We start from the raw sequence: 20,202 nt of genomic DNA on the forward strand, positions 1-20,202 counted from the left end.
GTGACCAAGCCCCTGACCAAGGACGACTTCCGCCCCGACGACGTCACGGTGCACCGCGACCCCGCGCGGCTGAACCGGGTCGTGCGCGCGCTGCGCAACGCCGGACGCAACGTGGCACTGGTGCCCACCATGGGCGCCTTGCACGCCGGGCACCGGCAGCTGATCCGCGAGGCCCAGGTCATGCAGAACACGGTGGTCGTGGTGTCGATCTTCGTGAACCCGCTGCAGTTCGGCGCGAACGAGGACCTCGACAAGTACCCGCGGCAGTTCGAGTCCGACGTGGACATCTGCCGCGCGGAGCGGGTCGGGCTGGTCTTCGCGCCGTCCGTCGAGGACATGTACCCAGAAGGTGCCCAGGTCACCGTGCACCCCGGTCCGCTCGGCGACGAGCTGGAGGGCGCGGTCCGCCCCGGTCACTTCGCGGGCGTGCTCACGGTCGTCGGGAAGCTGTTCAACATCGTGCAGCCCACGTACGCGGTGTTCGGGCAGAAGGACTACCAGCAGCTCCAGCTGATCCACAAGATGGCGCGCGACCTGAACTTCCCGCTCGACGTCGTCGGCGTGCCGACGGTGCGCGAGCACGACGGTCTCGCCCTGTCGTCGCGCAACGCCTACCTGAGCCCCGAGCAGCGCCAGCACGCCGTGACGCTGTCGGCCGCCCTGACCGCGGGCGCGCACGTGTCGGCGCAGGGCGCGGACGCCGTGCTCAAGGCCGCGCACGACGTGCTGGCGCAGGTGCCGGAGGTCGAGCTCGACTACCTGGAGCTGCGCGGGGTCGACCTCGGTCCCGCGCCGGAGAACGGCGACGCGCGGCTGCTCGTGGCGGCCCGCGTCGGCACCACCCGCCTGATCGACAACATCGCGGTGTTGCTCGGCGAAGGCGACGAGTAGGGGGATGGCCATGTTCCGCACGATGCTGAAGTCCAAGATCCACCGCGCCACGGTGACGCAGGCCGACCTGCACTACGTGGGTTCGGTGACGGTCGACGAGGACCTGATGGAGGCCGCCGACCTGCTCGCCGGCGAACAGGTTGCGATCGTCGACGTCACCAATGGCGCGCGCCTGGAGACCTACGTCATCCCCGGTGAGCGCGGCACGGGCGTGCTGGGCATCAACGGTGCCGCCGCGCACCTGGTGCACCCCGGTGACATCGTCATCCTCATCGCCTACGGGCAGATGGACGACGCCGAGTCCCGCACCTACAAGCCGCGCGTCGTGTTCGTGGACGCGGACAACAAGGTCGTGGACCTCGGCACCGACCCGGCGCACGCCCCCGAGGGCTCCGGACTGGTGAACGGCTCCACGAGCGCCCCGTCATCTGAGACCGTTGAGGCGACCGCGCTGGACGCGTTGATCCAGGCCGAGAACCTGAAGCAGGAGATCTCCTAGTGCTGCTCGCCATCGACGTCGGCAACACCAACATCGTGCTCGGTCTCTACGACGGCGTGGGCGACTCCGCGCCGCTCGTGCGCGACTGGCGGATGCGCACCGACGCCCGCATGACCGCCGACGAGCTCGCGCTGACCATGCGCGGCCTGCTCGGCGAGTACGCCGACAAGATCACCGGCATCTCCGCGCTGTCCACCGTGCCCGCGGTGCTGCGCGAGCTGCGGGTGATGCTCGGCCGCTACTACGACACCGTGCCGAAGGTGCTGGTGGAGCCGGGCGTGAAGACCGGCGTGCCGCTGCTCGTGGACAACCCGAAGGAGGTGGGCTCCGACCGCGTGATCAACACGCTGGCCGCGCACCACCTCTACGCGACCTCGTGCGTCGTGGTCGACTTCGGCACGTCCACGAACCTCGACGTGATCTCCTCGCGCGGCGAGTTCCTGGGCGGCGCGCTGGCGCCCGGCATCGAGATCTCCGTCGACGCCCTCGCCGCGCGCGCGGCCCAGCTCCGCAAGGTGGAGCTGGTCCGCCCGCGCAACGTCATCGGCAAGAACACCGTGGAGTGCCTGCAGTCCGGCATCGTCTACGGGTTCGTCGGCCAGGTCGACGGCCTGGTGCGGCTGATCACCCAGGAGCTCCAGCAGACCGACCCCGGACCGGTCACGGTGATCGCGACCGGTGGCCTGGCCCCGCTGGTCGTGGCGGAGTCCTCGACGATCGCGCACCACGTGCCCGACCTGACCCTGCTGGGGCTGCGCCTGGTGTTCGAGCGCAACCTCGTCAGCCGCTGACGACCATCCGTGTCACGTCCGTGAGCATGGGGACGTCGAACGGCCCATTCGACGTCTCCGGCCGCGAACGCAGGAACGCGAGCATCTTCTCGTTGACCGCTTCGCGTTCCTCGGCGCTGACGACCAGCATCCGCGAATGGGTGTTCATGGTGGCGATGAGCGCCTCCGGTGAGTCGCGGTGCTGTGCGTGCTGGAACACCTGCCGCTCGGGCGTGCCGAACAACGGGTGCGCCAGGAGGCCCGTGGGCTCCTGGCGGTTCATCTCGATGCTGTTCGCCGACACCTGCTCGAACTCCGCCACCCATTCGACCGACGTGTCCGGCTCGTTCCACATCGCCGCCACCACACCGCCGGGCCGCAGCACGCGGGCGATCTCCGGCATCGCCTTCGCGTGGTCGAACCAGTGGAACGCGGTCCCGACCAGCACCGCGTCGACCGTCTGGTCCGGCACCGGGATGTGCTCGGCATGGCCGGGCAACGCGCGCACGTCGTGCACCCGGCGCACGAGCTCCGACAGCATCTGCTCGTTGGGCTCGACCGCGGTGACGCAGTGGCCCTCCGCGACCAGTCCCGCGGTGAGCTTGCCGGTGCCGGCGGCCAGGTCCAGGACGTCCAGGCGCCTGTCCTGTGCCAGCGGCTCCAAAGCCCACCGGATCGCCGCCAAGGGGTAGTCCGGCCGGTGTTCGGCGTAGGCCTCCGCCTGCGCGCCGAACGAGTCAGCTCGCCTCGCGTGTAGATCCATCCGTCCAACTTAGTGACCGGCCCGGTGCCCGAAATGGTCCGGTCGGGTTCCCCGCGTCACGCCATCCCGCCGCACGCCCGCCCTCTCGCGCTCCACGCTGGTCACGCGGGAGTCCTGCGTTCCCCTCACAGGCACGCGGGAGTCCTGCGTTCCCCTCTCCGGTCACGCGGGGGCCCTACGTACCCCTTTCCGGTCACGCGGGGGCCCTGCGTACCCTCAGAGCGCACGAAAGCTCCCCGCGTGCACTTCGCAGGTTCCGGGATGCGGAAAGCGCGGCTCAGCGAGCAGAGACGTGGGGGTGAGGCCTCTGCGGTTGCATTCCCCGTGGGGGCAGAGCTCGCGCGTCGGTTCCTCGTCGATCTCGGGATCGGTGGCGAGCTGGTGCAACGGGTATCCGGTTCGCCCTGACCTCCCGCCCTTCCGTACCCTTCTCGGCGTGAGTGAGCAGCCGAAGCAAAACCCCGTGACCAGCGAAGAAGACCTGCCCGAGCAGATGCGCGTGCGCCGGGAGAAGCGTGCGCGGCTGCTCGCTTCCGGCAAGGAGCCGTATCCGGTCGAAGTCGGGCGCACGCACACGTTGCGCGAGATTCGCGAGACGCACCCGGAACTGGAGCCCGACACGCAGACCGGTCAGGTCGTCGGTGTGACCGGCCGGGTGATGTTCCTGCGCAACACCGGAAAGCTGTGCTTCGCCACCCTGAGGGAAGGTGACGGCACCGAACTGCAGGCGATGCTGAGCCTCGCCGGTGTGGGTGAAGAAGCGCTTTCCGAGTGGAAGAGCGACGTGGACCTCGGCGACCACGTTTTCGTGCACGGCGAGGTCATCAGCTCGCGCCGCGGTGAGCTTTCCGTGATGGCCGACGCGTGGCAGCTGACGTCGAAGTCGTTGCGCCCGCTCCCGGTCGCGCACAAGGAACTCGGCGAGGAAACCCGCATTCGCCAGCGTTACGTCGACCTGATCCTGCGGCCCCTCGCGCGTGACACCGTTCGGACCCGCGCGAACGTCGTCCGTTCCTTGCGGGAGTCGTTCCACCGGCGTGGTTTCCTCGAAGTCGAGACGCCGATGTTGCAGACGCTGCAGGGCGGTGCGTCGGCGCGTCCGTTCATCACGCACTCGAACGCGCTCGACATCGACCTGTTCCTGCGCATCGCGCCGGAGCTGTACTTGAAGCGCTGCGTGGTGGGCGGGATCGAGAAGGTCTTCGAGATCAACCGCAACTTCCGCAACGAGGGTGTCGACTCGTCTCATTCGCCCGAGTTCTCGATGCTGGAGTACTACGAGGCGTACGCGACCTACGACACGAACGCCGTGCTGACCCGCGAGCTGATCCAGGAAGCCGCGGAAGCGGTGACGGGCTCGCAGATTGTCACCCTCGCCGACGGCACGGAGTACGACCTGTCAGGCGAATGGCGGACGATCAGCATCTACGAGTCGTTGTCCGAAGCCGTCGGTGAGGAAATCACCCCCGAGACGCCGGCCGAGGTGCTCCGCAAGCTTTGTGACCGCCACGAACTGGAGGTCAACCCGAAGTTCGGGCACGGCAAGCTGGTCGAGGAGCTGTGGGAGCACCTGGTGTGCGACTCGCTCTACCTGCCCACGTTCGTGCGCGACTACCCGGTGGAGACGTCGCCGCTGACCAGGCAGCACCGCACCAAGCCGGGTGTCGCCGAAAAGTGGGACCTCTACGTCCGCGGATTCGAACTCGGCACCGGTTACTCCGAACTGGTGGACCCGGTGATCGAGCGGGAACGCCTCGAAGCGCAGGCCCGCCTTGCCGCGGCCGGCGACAACGAGGCCATGCCGGTCGACGAAGACTTTCTGCGATCACTGGAGTACGGAATGCCACCGAGTGGTGGTGTCGGAATGGGGATCGATCGGCTGCTGATGGCACTGACCGGGCTGGGTATCCGAGAGACCATCTTGTTCCCGCTCGTTCGCCCTGAATGAGTAACTTTTCGCGAGTCGATAGGTGCAATGCGGCACCTGTGCGCTAACCTGCGTCCGCAGGGCATTAGTTGGCGTGCGGGTGACCGCGCATTCGGGGTCCAGGAGGATACGCATGGCGCAGAAGGTCACGGTGACCCTCGTCGACGACCTGGACGGCTCCACTGCGGAGGAGACCGTCGAGTTCGGGCTGGACGGTGTCAGCTACACGATCGACCTTTCCTCGGGCAATGCGGGCAAACTGCGGGACGCCTTGTCCGACTACGTGGCGGGTGCCCGCCGCGCGGGTGGTCGCAAGCGCACCGGCACTGGACCCGGCCGTCCGGCGAGCGTGAAGGCGCGTCCGGCATCGGCTGACCGCGAGCAGAACCAGGCCATTCGCGAGTGGGCCCGCAAGCAGGGCATGAAGGTGTCGGACCGGGGTCGCATCCCGGCCGAGGTGCTCGACGCCTACCACCAGCAGGGCTGAAATTCGGTAAAGCACGAAGGGGTTCCGGGGCGCATTCCCGGAACCCCTTCGTGCTATTTGAGTGACCACTCAACTACTTCCGGGGGACGCTGGTGTGACCCGTCCGGGAACCGGTGCTGTCCAAACGACTTTCTCGGTTCACGTTCGGATGAGCCGAGAACGTTTCCGTGGAATATTCTTCCTCGATCGTCCGACGGCCGTTGTTCCGCTGTTCTCGCCTGGGCGTTCTGCGGGGCGTGCGTCCGCGTGACGAGGGCAACGGGACTGCGCGGCCGACCGCCCGGTCGGTTCGGTTAGGCTTACCTCTCCTTGAGGAGTACAGGAGGGTGGGCCTTGGGTCGTAGGTCGTCGGGCCTGCTCTTCCTGCTGGTCGTGCTGGTCGCCGTGGCGCTGGTGAGCATCGCGGTCGGCTCGAAGGACATCCCGCTCTCCGCCGTGTGGCACGGGCTGTTCACACCGACCGGCGTCGAGGACGACGTGATCGTCCGCGAGCTCCGCGTCCCGCGCACCCTGATCGGCATCGCCGTCGGGATCGCGCTGGGCGTCGGCGGCGCGTTGATGCAGGGCCACACGCGCAACCCGCTGGCGGACCCCGGCATCCTCGGCGTCACGCACGGCGCCGCGCTGGCCGTGGTGCTGTCGATCTTCCTGTTCGGCGTCTCGTCGCTGTACGGCTACATCTGGTTCGCCTTCGCCGGTGCCATGGTCGCGAGCGTGCTGGTCTTCGTGCTCGGTTCGGCCGGGCGTGCGGGTCCATCGCCCGTGACGCTGGCGTTGGCCGGTGCCGCCGTATCGGCGCTGATGAACGGTCTGGTGTCGGCGATCGTGCTGCTCGACCAGCAGTCGCTCGACGCGTTCCGGTTCTGGCAGCTCGGCGGGATCGCCGGCCGCGACCTGTCGGTGCTGACGCAGGTGCTGCCGTTCCTGCTGGCCGGTCTGGTCGTGGCGGCGTTCAACGCGCCGGGGCTCAACGCGCTCTCGCTCGGTGAGGACGTGGCGCGGTCGCTCGGCGTGAACGTCAGCCGCACCCGGTCGCTGGGCATCCTCGCGATCACGCTGCTGGTGGGCGCCGCCGTCGCCGCGTGCGGGCCCATCGGGTTCGTGGGACTCGTCGTGCCGCACATCGCGCGTGCGTTCACCGGGCCGGACTACCGCTGGATCCTGCCGTTCTCGGCGGTGCTCGGCGCGGTCCTGGTCTTAGTGGCCGACGTCGTCGGCCGCGTCGTCGCCCGTCCGTCCGAGGTGGAGGTCGGTGTGGTGCTGGCGCTGCTCGGCGCCCCGTTCTTCATCTTCCTGGTGCGCCGCAAGAGGCTGGTGAAGATTTGACCGCCACCGCGCTGAGGGTCGGGGCCACCTCGTTCAAGCTCCGCCGCCGCCCGCTGCTGGTGGTGGCGTGCGCCCTGGTCGTGCTCGCGGCCCTGTTCGTCGCCGACATCATGATCGGCGACTTCCCGCTGACCGCCGCGCAGGTCGTGGACACCCTGCTGGGCGGTGGCTCGCGCCGCGACCAGTTCGTGGTCTTCGAGCTGCGCATGCCCCGCGCGCTGACCGGCCTGCTCGTCGGCGCCGCGCTCGGCCTGTCCGGCGCGATCTTCCAGGCGATCGTGCGCAACCCGCTGGCCTCACCCGACATCCTCGGCGTCACCTGGGGTGCGGGTGCCGGCGCGGTCTCGGTGATCACGTTCGCTGGCTCGCTCGGCGTGGTGACCGGCAGCGCCGCGTCGATCGGCGTGCCGCTGGCGGGTCTGCTCGGCGGCCTGACCGCGGGCCTGCTCGTCTACGCGCTGGCGTGGCGCAAGGGCATCGAGGGCTTCCGGATGGTGCTCGTCGGCATCGGCGTCACCGCCGTGGCCGGCAACTTCACCCACTACCTGCTGACCGTCGGCGACGTCCAGGACGCCGGCCGCGCGATGGTGTGGATCACCGGCTCGCTGAACGGCCGCGGCTGGGAGCACGTCGTCCCGGTGGCGCTGGCGCTGGCCGTGCTGGTCCCCGTCGCCCTGGTCGGCGGCCACGTCCTCGGCGCGCTGCAGTTCGGCGACGAGACCACCCGCGGCCTGGGCATCCGCGTGAACCCGGCCCGCTCGTTCCTGATCGTCGTCGCGATCGTCCTGGCCTCCGTCGCCACCGCCGCCGCGGGCCCGATCACGTTCGTCGCGCTGGCCACGCCCCAGATCGCCCTGCGCCTGGCCGGCACCGCCCAGCCCCCGTTGTTCGGCTCGGTCGTCATCGGCGGCGCCCTGGTCATGCTCTCCGACCTGGTCGCACGCACGATCTACCGCACCGAGCTGCCCGTCGGCGTCGTGACGGCGGTGCTCGGCGCCCCCTATCTGATGTACCTGCTGGTTCGGAGCCGCCGGGAGGCGCGGGTATGAGTGTGCGTCTTGAGGCCACGTCGCTGTCGGTCGGTTACGGCGAACGGCTGGTCGTCGACTCGTTGGACCTGGCGGTGCTCGGCGGCACCGTGACGGCCGTGATCGGCCCGAACGGCTGCGGCAAGTCCACGCTGCTGCGCGCACTCGGCCGGTTGCTGCCCGCCCGGTCCGGCGCGGTGCTGCTGGACGGCAAGGCGATCGACTCGATGCCCACGCGCGAGGTGGCGCGGGTGCTCGGCATGCTGCCCCAGGCGCCGTCCGCCCCCGAGGGCCTGACCGTCGCGGACCTGGTCGCCCGCGGCCGGCACCCGCACCAGTCCTGGTACCGGCAGTGGTCCTCGGACGACGCGGCCGCCGTCGACGCGGCCCTGGAGATGACCGGCATCTCCGACCTGGCCGACCGCACCGTGGACGAGCTGTCCGGCGGCCAGCGGCAGCGGGCGTGGATCTCGATGGCGCTCGCCCAGGGCACGGACCTGCTGCTGCTCGACGAACCCACCACGTACCTGGACCTGGCGCACCAGATCGACGTGCTCGACCTCGTGCAGGAGCTGCACGCGTCGATGGGGCGGACCATCGTGATGGTGCTGCACGACCTCAACCTGGCGGCGCGGTACGCGGACCACGTCGTCGCCATGCGCGGTGGGCGGATCGTGGCGCAGGGAACGCCCGCGGAGGTGCTGACCGAGGAGATGCTGCTGGAGGTGTTCGGGCTGGACGCGCGGGTCGTCGAGGACCCGGTGGCCGGAACGCCGCTGGTGGTGCCGGTCGGGTCACGTCACCGCCTGCCGTAGCGCCTGCGGCGGTGCCTCAGGCCGTAGCGCCGCCCATCGGGTGGGGGCGGCGCTCAGCTCAGCTCGTGCGCGGGCAGGCCGTGCACGGCTCGGCGTCCGGCAGCACGTAGTGGAAGCAGCAGGAACGGCGGCGGCGCTTCCAGCCCTCGTCCGTCAGGTGCAGCGTCGACGCGGAGATGAACGGGTCGAGCTTCTCCGGCAGGAGCAGGGCCGCGTCGGTGACGCCCGCGGTCTCGTCGCCGCACACCCGGCCCGCGGCCCAGGGGCCGTACTCCAGCATGTCCGTCGCCGCCGCCCACAGGGTGCGGCGGCCGAAGCGGACCACCTGGCCGAACGACGTCACGAACTGCGCGGCGTGCGCGGCGTAGCGGGCGCGGAACAGGGCGGCGAGCGCCGCCTCGTTCGCCACGACGGTCGCGGCCGGGTGGTTCGAGGCCGGGTCGTCGGGCAGGCAGGCGAACTCGTCGGAGAGCAGCGCGATGCCGTCGGGGTGCGGGCGGCCTTCCTGGGCGATCCGGAACGCGACGTCCGCGGGCTTGAGGGACGGGATGCGGCGGACGGTGTGGAAGAGCAGGCTCGCGAGGTAGGCGGGGACGTGCAGGTACCAGCCCATCACGTAGCCGGCGGTCGCGCGGTCGTCCGACTCGCCGTGCTGCTCGACCATCCACTCGGCGAGGTCCTTGCGCCAGAGGTCGAAGCGCGACGGCTCGGCCACCAGCTCCGAGCAGATCGTCCAGTCCGACGGGGGGACTCCGAAGCGGATCTCGGTTCCCACGTCCAGGCGGGCGACGGATTCGGCCAGTGGCGTGAACGCACGCGGGTTCTGCTGTGAGACCCTCGCAGGTACGGTCAACGCGCAAGTCCAATCTCAGCGAATGAGGCTTGCCTAACCTTACCTAAAAGGTACCCGATCGCGCCCCCTGAGGTGGGCCCGGTCACAGCAGCGTCGCTCAACGGGGGGTTGTTCGCGCTCAGCGGACATCGCCCGATCTGTGGAATCCGCTGGGCCCGACCTGCGTTGATGCTGATGTCAGAGTTCCACGGACGCGACTGTCCGCTGACGGGAACCACAGGCCTCGGTACCGCCCACTACAGTGGAGCCACGGTGCCGCGCTCACCAGGGTAGATCGGTGGAGCCGAGGACCGCCGACGCAGCAGTCAGGGAGTGCGAATGTTCGAAAGGTTCACCGACCGCGCGAGGCGGGTGGTTGTCCTTGCCCAAGAAGAGGCACGGATGCTCAACCACAACTACATCGGCACCGAGCACATCCTCCTGGGTCTGATCCACGAGGGTGAAGGTGTCGCCGCCAAGGCGCTCGAGTCGTTGGGGATCGCGCTGGAGGGCGTCCGCCAGCAGGTCGAGGAGATCATCGGCCAGGGCCAGCAGGCCCCGAGTGGACACATCCCCTTCACCCCACGCGCGAAGAAGGTCCTGGAGCTGTCGCTGCGCGAGGCGCTGCAGCTCGGACACAACTACATCGGCACCGAGCACATCCTGCTCGGCCTGATCCGCGAGGGCGAGGGCGTTGCTGCGCAGGTCCTCGTGAAGCTGGGCGCCGACCTCAACAGGGTGCGGCAGCAGGTGCTGCAGCTGCTGTCCGGCTACTCGACGGAGAAGGGCTCGTCGGAGGCCCCTGGCCGCGGCGAGGGCACCCCGTCGTCGTCCCTGGTCCTCGACCAGTTCGGGCGCAACCTCACGGCTTCGGCCCGTGAGGGCAAGCTCGACCCGGTGATCGGGCGCACCAAGGAGATCGAGCGGGTCATGCAGGTGCTGTCCCGCCGCACCAAGAACAACCCGGTCCTCATCGGCGAGCCCGGCGTCGGCAAGACGGCCGTCGTCGAGGGCCTGGCGCAGATGGTCGTCAAGGGCGAGGTGCCCGAGACGCTCAAGGACAAGCAGCTCTACACGCTCGACCTCGGCTCGCTGGTCGCGGGCTCGCGCTACCGCGGTGACTTCGAAGAGCGCCTGAAGAAGGTCCTCAAGGAGATCCGCACGCGCGGCGACATCATCCTGTTCATCGACGAGATCCACACGCTCGTCGGCGCGGGTGCCGCCGAGGGCGCGATCGACGCGGCGAGCATCCTCAAGCCGATGCTGGCCCGCGGTGAGCTGCAGACGATCGGTGCCACCACGCTCGACGAGTACCGCAAGCACGTCGAGAAGGACCCCGCGCTGGAGCGCCGCTTCCAGCCGATCCAGGTGGGCGAGCCGTCGCTCGAGCACACCATCGAGATCCTCAAGGGCCTGCGCGACCGGTACGAGGCGCACCACCGCGTCTCCATCACCGACTCCGCGCTCGTCGCCGCCGCCACGCTGGCCGACCGGTACATCAACGACCGGTTCCTGCCGGACAAGGCGATCGACCTCATCGACGAGGCGGGCGCCCGCATGCGCATCCGCCGGATGACCGCGCCGCCGGACCTGCGCGAGTTCGACGAGAAGATCGCGGACGTGCGTCGCGACAAGGAGTCCGCGATCGACGCGCAGGACTTCGAGCGCGCCGCCAAGCTGCGGGACGCGGAGAAGCAGCTCCTGGGCCAGAAGGCCGAGCGGGAGAAGCAGTGGAAGGACGGTGACCTGGACGTCGTCGCGGAGGTCGACGACGAGCAGATCGCCGAGGTCCTCGCCAACTGGACCGGCATCCCGGTGTTCAAGCTCACCGAGGAGGAGACCACGCGTCTGCTCCGCATGGAGGACGAGCTGCACAAGCGGATCATCGGCCAGGTCGACGCGGTCAAGGCCGTGTCGCAGGCGATCCGCCGCACCCGCGCCGGCCTGAAGGACCCGAAGCGCCCCTCCGGCTCGTTCATCTTCGCCGGCCCGTCCGGTGTCGGTAAGACCGAGCTCTCGAAGGCGCTCGCGAACTTCCTGTTCGGCGAGGACGACGCGCTCATCCAGATCGACATGGGCGAGTTCCACGACCGGTACACCGCGTCGCGGCTCTTCGGTGCCCCTCCCGGTTACGTCGGCTACGAAGAGGGCGGCCAGCTCACCGAGAAGGTGCGCCGCAAGCCGTTCTCCGTCGTGCTCTTCGACGAGATCGAGAAGGCCCACCAGGAGGTCTACAACACGCTGCTCCAGGTGCTGGAGGACGGCCGCCTGACCGACGGTCAGGGCCGGACGGTGGACTTCAAGAACACCGTCATCATCTTCACGTCGAACCTGGGCACGTCGGACATCAGCAAGGCCGTCGGCCTCGGCTTCACCTCGGGTCAGGACACCGCGTCCAACTACGAGCGCATGAAGAACAAGGTCAACGACGAGCTGAAGAAGCACTTCCGGCCCGAGTTCCTCAACCGCATCGACGACATCATCGTCTTCCACCAGCTGACTCAGGACGAGATCATCAAGATGGTGGACCTGATGATCGCCCGCGTCGAGACGCAGCTGAAGAACAAGGACATGGCGATCGAGCTGACCGACAGGGCCAAGTCCCTGCTGGCCAAGCGCGGCTTCGACCCGGTGCTGGGCGCCCGCCCGCTGCGCAGGACGATCCAGCGCGAGATCGAGGACACCCTGTCGGAGAAGATCCTGTTCGGCGAGATCCAGCCGGGCCAGATCATCATCACCGACGTCGAGGGCTGGGACGGCGAGTCGGACCAGCACGACAAGGCGAAGTTCGTGTTCCGCGGCGAGGCCAAGCCCACCCGCGTGCCGGACTCGCCCCCGGTCGACCTGACCGCCTCCGCCGCTGCCACCGAGCAGCAGGACGCGCCGGCCGCCGAGAACGAGTGACCTAGCACCACTAGCACCACCGGCACGACCCGAACCGGCCCCCAGGCACACCGCCTGGGGGCCGGTTCGCGTTCGGAGCCGGTGGCCGCGGTCACTCGACCGCGTGGATTTGCCCGTTTCGCCGCCTCGGTGTGCGGCCGCTGCCAGACTGCTGAGCACCGCTGACCCGAGAGTGTTGAGGAGCGTCACGGCAGTGTCGGCCGAGTTTGATCAGCTTGTCGCTCAGTTCGAGCGGTTCCAGGCCCAGATGCACCGCGTGGACCAGCAGTTCGCCGGCATCGGCGAGATGCAGCAGCAGCTCACCGAGCTGGAAGCCGTCGCCACCTCGGCGGACAGGGCGGTCACCGTCGTGGCCGGCCCGTCGGGGTCCATCAGGGACATCCGCCTCACCGACCTGGCCATGCGCCGCCCACCGCACGCACTGGCCGCCGAACTGATGTCCACGCTGCAGAAGGCCGTCGCCGAGGCAGCCCGTCGGCAGGCGGGCATCGTCGAAGGCGCGCTGGGCGATGACATGCACCTCAAGGACCAGGTGCTGGAAACCCAGGCGCAGCTCTTCGGCATGTTCAAGGAGGACCTCGTCCGCGCCACCGCCGAGCAGGACGCGGCTGCGGCCCAGCAGCCGCCCCAGCCGACTCCTCCCGCACCGCCCGTGCCGCCGCGCGCGCCGGTTCCGCCGCCCGTGCCGCAGGCGGGACAGGTCCGGCAGCCGCCACCACCGCCACAACGCCGGCCTGCGCAGGAGTCCCCGGAGGACTTCTCCGACCAGAACGTGCTGCGCGAGGACTCGTGGCAGTCCCGCTCGCAGCAACCACCTTCGCCGGCGCCACCGAAGCAGGGCGGCGGCTACCTCAACCTGTACGACGATGAGGACGGACGATGAGCGGCTTCGACGTCAACCCGGCCGAGCTGACCGCGTTCGCCGGGAAGCTCGACGGTTACCGCAGCGCCGCGAGCGAGCTCGCCGGTCTGGTCGGCCAGTCGGACGTGGGCGGCAAGTCGTGGGGCGTGATCGGCCTGTTCGTCAAGGACGAGTACACGCAGATGCTGAACGACCTGAACGAGCTGTTCAAGGACATGCAGAACGGTTTGCAGTCGGGCGCCGACAAGTTCCGCGGCACCGCGCAGGGCTACCAGGACCAGGAGGACGCGTTGATGCAGATCTTCGACGGGCTCCAGGTCGAGATCGACAGGGGGTAGGCGCGGCATGGCGGAAGAAACCTCGAACGTCAGCGAGGGCGCGCAGAACCTGACCGGCAGCGTCGAGATCACCGTCGGCGAGAAGACCACGGGTGAGAAAGCACTCGAGGCGACGCCGTTCGTCGGCAGCTACCTCAAGACGTCCGAGGCGTTCGAGAAGCGTGGCGAGGCCGGTGGCGCGAGCACGCTGGCGTCCGAGGGCAGCGCGCTGCTCAGCTCGGTCGGCTCGGCGGCGCAGGGCATTGCGATGGACCCGATCGGCTGGCTGGTCGGTCAGGGGTTGAACTTCCTCATCAGCGTGGTCCAGCCGCTGGAGGATGCGATCCACTTCGTCAGCGGCGACGGCCCGGCGCTGTCGCAGGCCGCCGACAACTTCGGTGCCATCGCCCAGGGTGTCGCCACCCTGCGGGAGAACTTCGACGAGGACCTGTCCAGCTCCGTGCAGACCTGGGGCGGGGAAACGGCCGACATGGCCGCGACCAGGCTGGGTGAGTTCGCGAGTGGCATCAGCGGTGTCGCGGGCCAAGCCGGCGAGCTCGCCCAGATGCTGACGATTTCCAGCATGATCATGCAGATCATCGAGGACATCATCAAGGCGATCCTCACCGAGCTGATCACCTGGTTGATCCTCATCTGGGTCCCGGCGCTCGCCGCCGCCGCACCCAGCTTCGGTGCCTCCACCGCGGCGGCAGGTGCGGCCACCGGTGTGCGTGTCGCGTCCACCGCCGGGCGGGTGTCGCGCATCGTGGCCAAGCTGCGCCAGTTCCTGCAGAAGATCATGGAGTTCCTGCGCAACGTGGGCAGCCGCCTCAAGAACGTGCGGACCGCGTTCCAGAAGTCCATGGCGGACAAGAAGGCCGGTGTCGCGACCGCCGACAAGAACCTGGAGCGCCTCAGCCCGTTCGCGGTGCACCGGCAGTGGGGCGACAAGCTCAACAGCTCCAAGGGCGACGTGGGGGAGCGGATGAAGCACGGTTTCGGCAAGTCGATGGTGGAGGCCGTGGGTGGTGAGGCGCTGGCCCAGGTCAACCCGTCGCACGAGAAGGGCCTGCGCAACATCGCCGCGGTGGAGAAGGCAGCCGAGAACGACCAGATCGGCACAGACGAACCGAAGCACCGGATCCAGGGTTACCTGGACCTCTGACCACGCTGGGGGAGCTGGACGCATGAAACCGTGGGAGCTCAAGCTCGGGCTGTTCGTCCTGATCTTGGTGGTGCTGCTGGCGCTGATGTTCTGGTGGAGGTGGCGGGTCGCCAGGAGGGAAGCCGCCGACCACGCCGCCGACCTGGCCAGGTTCGCGGCGATGATGGGCGGGACCGCGTCGGGTCCTGGCGAGGACGTGAGCGCCTGGTCCGCCGGGCTCCTCCGCCCGTTCGCCCACGAGTACGGCAGCGTGATCGCCTGGCTGGGACGCGTTTCCGACTCGCGGTTCGAGCACGCGTTGGACTTCGAACGACACGGGTGGCGCATCCGGGTGACCGAGGCGTCGATCGAGCTGCAGGACCCGACCAACGCCGACGTCGCGAACACCCATCACGAACGCCGTGTCGAGGTGGCCACGTCCGAGCTCCCGCCGCTGAAGCTGGTGGTCCGCTCCCCGGGTGGGGGCGGAGGGGCGCGGAACTGGGCTGGTGAGGCGCCTCGACCGGTCGCGGACGGTGGGTCTCGGGAATGGCGTGAACTGACGCTTCCCGCGGGCCTGGACCGGGCTTTCGCAGCCCTCACCGGTGACCCGCACCGAGCGGCCGCGATGTTCGTCCCGGAGGTGGTGCAGCGGTTGCTCGCCGAGGCCGGTGCGGACGACTTCCACAACCTGACGCTGGAGGGCGGCATCGCCTACTCGGTGCTGCCCGGCCAGATCGACCCCGAGCGCCTGCTGCAGGAGGTCGACGCGATAACCGGTCTGCTGCAGCGTTTTCCGGGTGTGAGACCGAGGAACCCCGCTTCTGCCGCATGAGCACACCGACGTCGTCGGATGCGCAGAAGAGCATCCAGTCCTCGGCTCCCGTTCGTCCCCCTGAGAGTTGGTGTTGAGATCAGGATGCACGAGGGGCCTGACAGTTCCGCGAGGCAACGCAACCGTGCCACCGGCCGTCCCCCGAACGTGGACACCCGGATCGAGCTCAGGCAGCCCAGGAACGGCTTCACCACGTTCGTGCTGGTCATCTGCGCCGTCGCGTTCGTGGCGGCGGCGTTGGTGCGGCTGCTGGGCATCGACGGCACCCGGTACATGATCGCCACGACGGCGCTGACGCCGTACATCACGGTGGCGGGGTTGGTCATCGGGTTGTTCGCGTTGTTCCGCAAGCGGTGGGTCGTGGGGCTGACGATGACGTTGGTGGCCGTCGTGCTGGTCGCGAACGTGGTGCCGCGGGCGTTCTCGGACCCGCGGCCGAACGTGGTCGGGCAGGAGGTCCGGCTGATGACGTCGAACCTCCTGGTGGGCCAGGCGGACGCCGAGTTCGTGGTCGCGCAGGTCAAGGCCCGCCGGATCGACGTGCTCGCGATGCAGGAGCTGTCGCCCGCGATGGTGCGGGACCTCCAACGCGCCGGGCTCGACCAGGTGCTGCCGAACCAGATCCTCATCCCGGAACCGGGCGGGTCGGGCTCCGGCATCGCGTCCCGGTTCCCGCTCACCCGGCGCGACCTCACGCCGCCGGGCACGTTGCGGCAGGCAGGGGCACTGGTCGACCTGCCGGGTGCGCAGGACATCGAGGTGGTGTCGGTGCACCCGCTGCCACCGGTGGTCGACGAGGGGCCGGAGCCGTGGCAGCGCGAGCTGGCCGGGCTGCCGAGCCCCGACTCCACCGGCTCGATGCGGGTGCTCGCGGGCGACTTCAACGCCACGCTGGACCACGTCGGCATGACGCGGTTGCTCAACAAGGGCTACGTCGACGCCGCCGACCAGGTCGGCAAGGGGCTGGTGCACACGTGGCCCAGCCAGAGCGGCATCTGGCCACCGCCGGTCACGATCGACCACGTCCTGGTGGACCCGCGGTGTCCCGTCGACACCGTGGACGTGTTCGACGTCCCGGGCAGCGACCACCGCGCCCTGGTTGCACAGTTCGTTGTACCGCGCTAGCGGGTTGTCGGTACAACGACGGCATGAAGATCCTCGCCACCGCGGCTCTGCTGGGGGGCTTGCTCGCGCCCGCTCAGGCCGAGGAGACCGTCAGCTGCCAGGCTCCCGACCCGTTCGACATGCGCGTCCAGGAGCACTACGACTTCGCGTTGCTCTACAAGACGCAGTGCGCGTCCAAGCAGAACTGGGACCGCACCTTCGCCGACGTCACCATCGCGACGGACCGGGTGTCCGTCACGGCCTCGACGGCGCTGGCCGGTGCCATCGCCTCGGTGCGCCACGGCGGCCGGGAGTACATCGGCAGCGGCGGCCACGGGTCGGCGTTGCAGTGGGCCGTTCGCCCGTCGGTCGCGAAGCTCGGCCAGAACGACGGCCGGCCGCACACCACCGAGTGCTACAACCCGACCCAGGCCGGCAGCCAGAAGGACGACCACGACGAGCCGCCGCCGTTCCACGGCCCCTCCACCAGCGCGCTCACCCGGTTCGAGAAGACCGGACCCACCAGCTACGCCGCCGCGAGCCGGCTGGCGATGTACGTGCCGCTGGGGGAGCGCAGCAAGTTCGACTCGTGCGACCCGGCGCACTACCAGGACCCCGCTCCCGTCGCCGGTGAGGCGGTCAACCCGATGCCGCTCGGGCTGTCGCGGTACTGGCTCAACCCGGACGTGGACGTGCGGGACAACGTCATCCGGCTCGGCGCCGGCCTGCACGTCGAGGACGCGGAACCGGCGGCGCACCTCGGCGAGGTCTACACGACGGTCGTCGCGTACACGCTGAAGGACTTCACCCGCCAGTACACCTACGTCGACGGCGGGGCGGTGCCGTTCGTGGACGACTGGGACCACAAGAACCGCCCGCTGCTGCGCTGCACCGAGGGCGGTGAGCACTGCCTGGGCCTGTACTGGCAGCGCAGCCGGTTCCCGCAGGGCACGGCCTACGCCTACCAGGCGAGCGTCGAGCCGAACGAGTACACCGCGTGGGGCGGCTCGTACACGGTCGAGGTGACGTTCAAGACCACCGGGCAGCGGCACGCCGCACTGGAGGCCTACGCGGCCGTGGGCACCCAGCAGGAGGTCATCGCGACCCTCGACCGATTGAGTCGCGAACTGCCGTGAGGGCTTCGAGGGCGTTCATCGGCAACGAGACGCCCCGGCCGTGCCTGACCTCCGGCTCGCGCGGGTTGATCCTGACCAGCGCACCGGAGGCGGCACTGGCCAGCTCGGCCTGCCGCCGCACGGTCGGCACCGCGGTGCCCGCACCGATCTCGACCACCACCAGCCGCCGCTGCTCCCGCCGCCACCGCGCGAGCGCGTCGAGCTGCGCCTGGCTGCGGTGCGGCACCCAGCCCCAGTCGCCGAACATCAGGATGTTCGGCCTGGCCAGCCCGCCGCAGTTCGGGCACGTCGGCAACGGGTCGAGCGCGCGCATCGACTCCGGGTCGACCTCGACGTCGAACGAGCACTCCCAGACGTCGTCGCAGCACGGTTCCACGCACTGCGCGTGGTGGATCGACCCGTGCACCTCGGCGACGTCGGTGAACCCGGCCCGCTGGAACTGGCCGTCCACATTGGACGTGAAGACGCGCGCACCCCACGACCGCAGGATCGCGAAACCCTCGTGCGGCACGGTGTCGCGGTACAGCGCGAGCCGGTGGCCGTAGAACCCCCACGCGAGCGCGGGGTCGTCGGCGAAGTGCGCCGGGTCGGCGAGCTCCTCGAACCGCAGCCCGAGCCGCTCGTACGGCGGGTAGGCCCGCCAGAACCCCTCGGTGCCGCGGAAGTCGGGCAGCCCGGAGTCCACGCCGATGCCGGCACCGGCGCAGACGAGCACCGCGTCCGCGCCGGCGACCAGCTCAGCGGCTCTCTCGACGGAGGCGCTGTCCACCGCGGTCACTGCTTGGGCTTGCTCCCGAGCACGACCTCGAACTCCAGCAGGTCGGCACCGGACGACACGGGACGCGCGCGCTCACCGGAGTGCGCGGCGGCACCGGCCTGCCCGTCGCGCCACGCGACGAAGTCCTCGTGCGTCTCCCAGTGCGTGACGACGAAGTAGCGGTCCTCGCCCGCGACCGGCCGCAGCAGCTCGAAGCCGAGGAACCCCGGCTGCTCGTCGACCGCGCCGAGACGGGCGGCGAAGCGCTTCTCGAGCTCGGGGCCGTTGCCCTCGGGAACCTTGATCGCGTTGATCTTCACGACTGCCATGCCACCCACACTAGCGGCGGAGTACGCCGGGCAGCAGGTACTGATCACCCGGAATGCCCGAGTCGTGGAACCACGCCTGGAAGAACCCGTCGAGCTGCTGCCCGGACGCCTTCGCGACGTGGTCCTCGAACTGCGGCCAGGACGCGTTGCCGTCGCGGTGCTGCGCGGTCCACGAGCGCAGCGCCGGGAAGAACACGTCGTCACCGACCTGCCTGCGCAGTGCGTGCAGCGCGAAGATGCCCTTGTCGTAGACGCCGCGGAACTCGTTGCCCTGGCCCATGTCGTAGAGCTTCGGCGACCAGAACCGGGTGCTGCCGCGCTTCTGCTCCAGCTCGCGGCGGTAGCGGTCGTCGAGGTCCTCGCCCTCGTGCTCGGCCCACAGCCACTGCGAGTACGACGCCAGGCACTCGTTCAGGCAGATGTCCGCCCAGCTCCGCAACGTCACCGAGTCGCCGAACCACTGGTGGGCGTTCTCGTGCACGACGGTCTCCAGGTCCGCCCAGGCCGCGTAGATCGGCCGGGTCTGGGTCTCCAGCGAGAACCCGATCTGGTCGGCGACCCAGATGCTGCCGGCCGCGCGCTGCGGGTACGGGCCGAACTTCGACTCCAGCAGCGCGAGGACCTCCGGCAGCCGCGCCTGGACCGGCTTCTTCTGCGCGGACGTGCCGGGTGCGTAGGCGTCGACCACCGGCGTGCCGCCGGGCAGCTGCGAGCGGACGATCTCCCACCTGTCGATGGCCACCGTGACCAGGTACGTCGCCAGCGGCGTGTCCTCCTGCCAGCGGAACGTGGACCAGCCGCCGTCCTTCGTCACCTCGCCCTCCAGGCCGTTCGACACGACCGACCAGCCGTCCGGCACGCGGGCGGCGACCTTCAGCGCGGCCTTGTCGCGCGGGGTGTCGTTGGCGGGGAACCACGTCGTCGCCGAGTGCGGCTGGCCCGCGGCGAACGCGCCACCGGTGGACGAGACCTGCCAGCCGCTGCGGCCCAGGGAAGCGTCGTTGATCGTGGTCGGCTTGCCGCCGTAGGTGACGGCGGTGACGAACTGCCCGCCCTTCGCGACCGGGGCGGACGGCGTGATCACGAGCTCGTGGTCGCCCTCCCGCGCGAACTTCGCGGGCCGACCGCCGACCTCGACCCCGCTGACGTCGAGGCCCTCCAGGTCGAGGTTGAACCTGGCCAGGTCGTCCGTCGCGGTCGCGGTGATCGTCGCGACGCCGTCGAGCCGCTGCGAGCCGGGGTCGTAGGTGATCGCGAGGTTGTAGAGCCGCACGTCGTAGCCGCTGTTGCCGTCCGCCGGGTAGTAGGGGTCGCCCGCACCGGCGCCCGCCTCCACCGCGGCCTGCGGTGACGTGTCCTGGCGCTGCTGCTGCTGCGCGGGGTCACCGCCGGGTGTGCGGAACACGACCAGCAGACCGGCGACGAGCACGACCAGCACGAGGGCGACGAGGTACGGACGGGCCTTCATGCGTTAAT

At 69.6% G+C, this 20,202-nt stretch carries 20 protein-coding genes; 15 read left to right on the plus strand and 5 right to left on the minus strand.

What is annotated here, in order from left to right; all coding sequences use genetic code 11:
* From panC to AB0A63_RS04365, 3 genes are read left to right on the plus strand one after another with little or no spacing between them, the layout of a single operon-like run.
* Positions 1–891, plus strand: coding sequence for a pantoate--beta-alanine ligase (gene panC, locus AB0A63_RS04355; protein ID WP_360385226.1), 891 nt, complete (start codon positions 1–3; stop codon positions 889–891).
* Positions 892–901: 10 nt separating this feature from the next.
* Positions 902–1,390 carry an aspartate 1-decarboxylase gene (gene panD, locus AB0A63_RS04360; protein ID WP_360386602.1) on the plus strand — a complete coding sequence of 163 codons (489 nt, stop codon included), beginning with the start codon at positions 902–904 and terminating at the stop codon, positions 1,388–1,390.
* Complete coding sequence (locus tag AB0A63_RS04365; protein WP_360385228.1) at positions 1,390–2,181, plus strand: type III pantothenate kinase; 792 nt, start codon at positions 1,390–1,392, stop codon at positions 2,179–2,181. The genes panD and AB0A63_RS04365 overlap by 1 nt, the downstream gene beginning before the upstream one ends.
* Here AB0A63_RS04365 and AB0A63_RS04370 read toward each other — a convergent pair.
* The gene (locus AB0A63_RS04370) at positions 2,171–2,923 is read right to left on the minus strand and encodes a class I SAM-dependent methyltransferase (RefSeq protein ID WP_360385230.1); all 753 of its coding nucleotides are present in this window, start codon (positions 2,921–2,923) and stop codon (positions 2,171–2,173) included. The two genes, AB0A63_RS04365 and AB0A63_RS04370, sit on opposite strands and share 11 nt — an antisense overlap.
* Positions 2,924–3,416: 493 nt before the next feature.
* Between AB0A63_RS04370 and lysS the strand changes: the two genes are divergently transcribed.
* The 5 genes from lysS to AB0A63_RS04395 all read left to right on the plus strand — a co-directional run bounded on the left by lysS (position 3,417) and on the right by AB0A63_RS04395 (position 8,506).
* Positions 3,417–4,871 carry a lysine--tRNA ligase gene (gene lysS / locus AB0A63_RS04375; protein ID WP_360386605.1) on the plus strand — a complete coding sequence of 485 codons (1,455 nt, stop codon included), beginning with the start codon at positions 3,417–3,419 and terminating at the stop codon, positions 4,869–4,871.
* Between the two features lie 112 nt (positions 4,872–4,983).
* Entirely contained in the window at positions 4,984–5,337 is a 354-nt protein-coding gene (locus AB0A63_RS04380; RefSeq protein ID WP_360385232.1) for an Lsr2 family protein, read from the plus strand.
* Between the two features lie 333 nt (positions 5,338–5,670).
* Positions 5,671–6,663, plus strand: a complete 993-nt coding sequence (locus tag AB0A63_RS04385; protein ID WP_360385234.1) for an iron ABC transporter permease — start codon at positions 5,671–5,673, stop codon at positions 6,661–6,663.
* The gene (locus AB0A63_RS04390) at positions 6,660–7,712 is read left to right on the plus strand and encodes an iron chelate uptake ABC transporter family permease subunit (RefSeq protein WP_360385236.1); all 1,053 of its coding nucleotides are present in this window, start codon (positions 6,660–6,662) and stop codon (positions 7,710–7,712) included. Before AB0A63_RS04385 ends, AB0A63_RS04390 begins: the two co-directional genes overlap by 4 nt.
* Positions 7,709–8,506 carry an ABC transporter ATP-binding protein gene (locus AB0A63_RS04395; protein ID WP_360385238.1) on the plus strand — a complete coding sequence of 266 codons (798 nt, stop codon included), beginning with the start codon at positions 7,709–7,711 and terminating at the stop codon, positions 8,504–8,506. The genes AB0A63_RS04390 and AB0A63_RS04395 overlap by 4 nt, the downstream gene beginning before the upstream one ends.
* 58 nt (positions 8,507–8,564) lie before the next feature.
* On the opposite strand, the gene AB0A63_RS04400 is transcribed toward AB0A63_RS04395, so the two are convergent.
* The gene (locus tag AB0A63_RS04400) at positions 8,565–9,359 is read right to left on the minus strand and encodes a (2Fe-2S)-binding protein (protein WP_360385240.1); all 795 of its coding nucleotides are present in this window, start codon (positions 9,357–9,359) and stop codon (positions 8,565–8,567) included.
* 318 nt (positions 9,360–9,677) lie between these two features.
* On the opposite strand from AB0A63_RS04400, the gene AB0A63_RS04405 reads away from it, so the two are divergent.
* From AB0A63_RS04405 to AB0A63_RS04435, 7 genes are all read left to right on the plus strand, one after another.
* Positions 9,678–12,242 (plus strand): ATP-dependent Clp protease ATP-binding subunit, encoded by a 2,565-nt coding sequence (locus tag AB0A63_RS04405; protein WP_360385242.1) that lies wholly within the window; start codon positions 9,678–9,680, stop codon positions 12,240–12,242.
* Between the two features lie 247 nt (positions 12,243–12,489).
* Positions 12,490–13,125 (plus strand): YbaB/EbfC family nucleoid-associated protein, encoded by a 636-nt coding sequence (locus AB0A63_RS04410; protein WP_360386607.1) that lies wholly within the window; start codon positions 12,490–12,492, stop codon positions 13,123–13,125.
* A complete protein-coding gene (locus tag AB0A63_RS04415; protein ID WP_360385244.1) occupies positions 13,122–13,442 on the plus strand; it encodes an ESX-1 secretion-associated protein in 321 nt (106 codons plus the stop codon). The genes AB0A63_RS04410 and AB0A63_RS04415 overlap by 4 nt, the downstream gene beginning before the upstream one ends.
* Positions 13,443–13,449: 7 nt before the next feature.
* Positions 13,450–14,586 (plus strand): hypothetical protein, encoded by a 1,137-nt coding sequence (locus AB0A63_RS04420; RefSeq protein ID WP_360385246.1) that lies wholly within the window; start codon positions 13,450–13,452, stop codon positions 14,584–14,586.
* A gap of 22 nt (positions 14,587–14,608) precedes the next feature.
* On the plus strand, positions 14,609–15,400 hold the full coding sequence (locus AB0A63_RS04425) for a hypothetical protein (RefSeq protein ID WP_360385248.1): 792 nt from the start codon (positions 14,609–14,611) through the stop codon (positions 15,398–15,400).
* A gap of 147 nt (positions 15,401–15,547) precedes the next feature.
* Entirely contained in the window at positions 15,548–16,525 is a 978-nt protein-coding gene (locus AB0A63_RS04430) for an endonuclease/exonuclease/phosphatase family protein (RefSeq protein ID WP_360385250.1), read from the plus strand.
* 23 nt (positions 16,526–16,548) lie between these two features.
* Positions 16,549–17,640, plus strand: a complete 1,092-nt coding sequence (locus AB0A63_RS04435) for a hypothetical protein (RefSeq protein WP_360385252.1) — start codon at positions 16,549–16,551, stop codon at positions 17,638–17,640.
* Here the strand turns inward: AB0A63_RS04435 and AB0A63_RS04440 are convergent.
* Genes AB0A63_RS04440 through AB0A63_RS04450 form a run of 3 tightly spaced genes read right to left on the minus strand, consistent with a single transcriptional unit; the run spans position 17,600 to position 20,194 of the window.
* Positions 17,600–18,409 carry a Sir2 family NAD-dependent protein deacetylase gene (locus AB0A63_RS04440; RefSeq protein ID WP_360385254.1) on the minus strand — a complete coding sequence of 270 codons (810 nt, stop codon included), beginning with the start codon at positions 18,407–18,409 and terminating at the stop codon, positions 17,600–17,602. The genes AB0A63_RS04435 and AB0A63_RS04440 overlap by 41 nt on opposite strands.
* A gap of 5 nt (positions 18,410–18,414) precedes the next feature.
* Positions 18,415–18,726 carry an antibiotic biosynthesis monooxygenase gene (locus AB0A63_RS04445; RefSeq protein ID WP_360385256.1) on the minus strand — a complete coding sequence of 104 codons (312 nt, stop codon included), beginning with the start codon at positions 18,724–18,726 and terminating at the stop codon, positions 18,415–18,417.
* A gap of 10 nt (positions 18,727–18,736) precedes the next feature.
* A complete protein-coding gene (locus AB0A63_RS04450) occupies positions 18,737–20,194 on the minus strand; it encodes a M1 family metallopeptidase (protein WP_360385258.1) in 1,458 nt (485 codons plus the stop codon).
* Positions 20,195–20,202: the final 8 nt, after the last annotated feature.

It is taken from the genome of Lentzea sp. NPDC042327 (assembly GCF_040647275.1).
Lineage (GTDB): Bacteria > Actinomycetota > Actinomycetes > Mycobacteriales > Pseudonocardiaceae > Lentzea.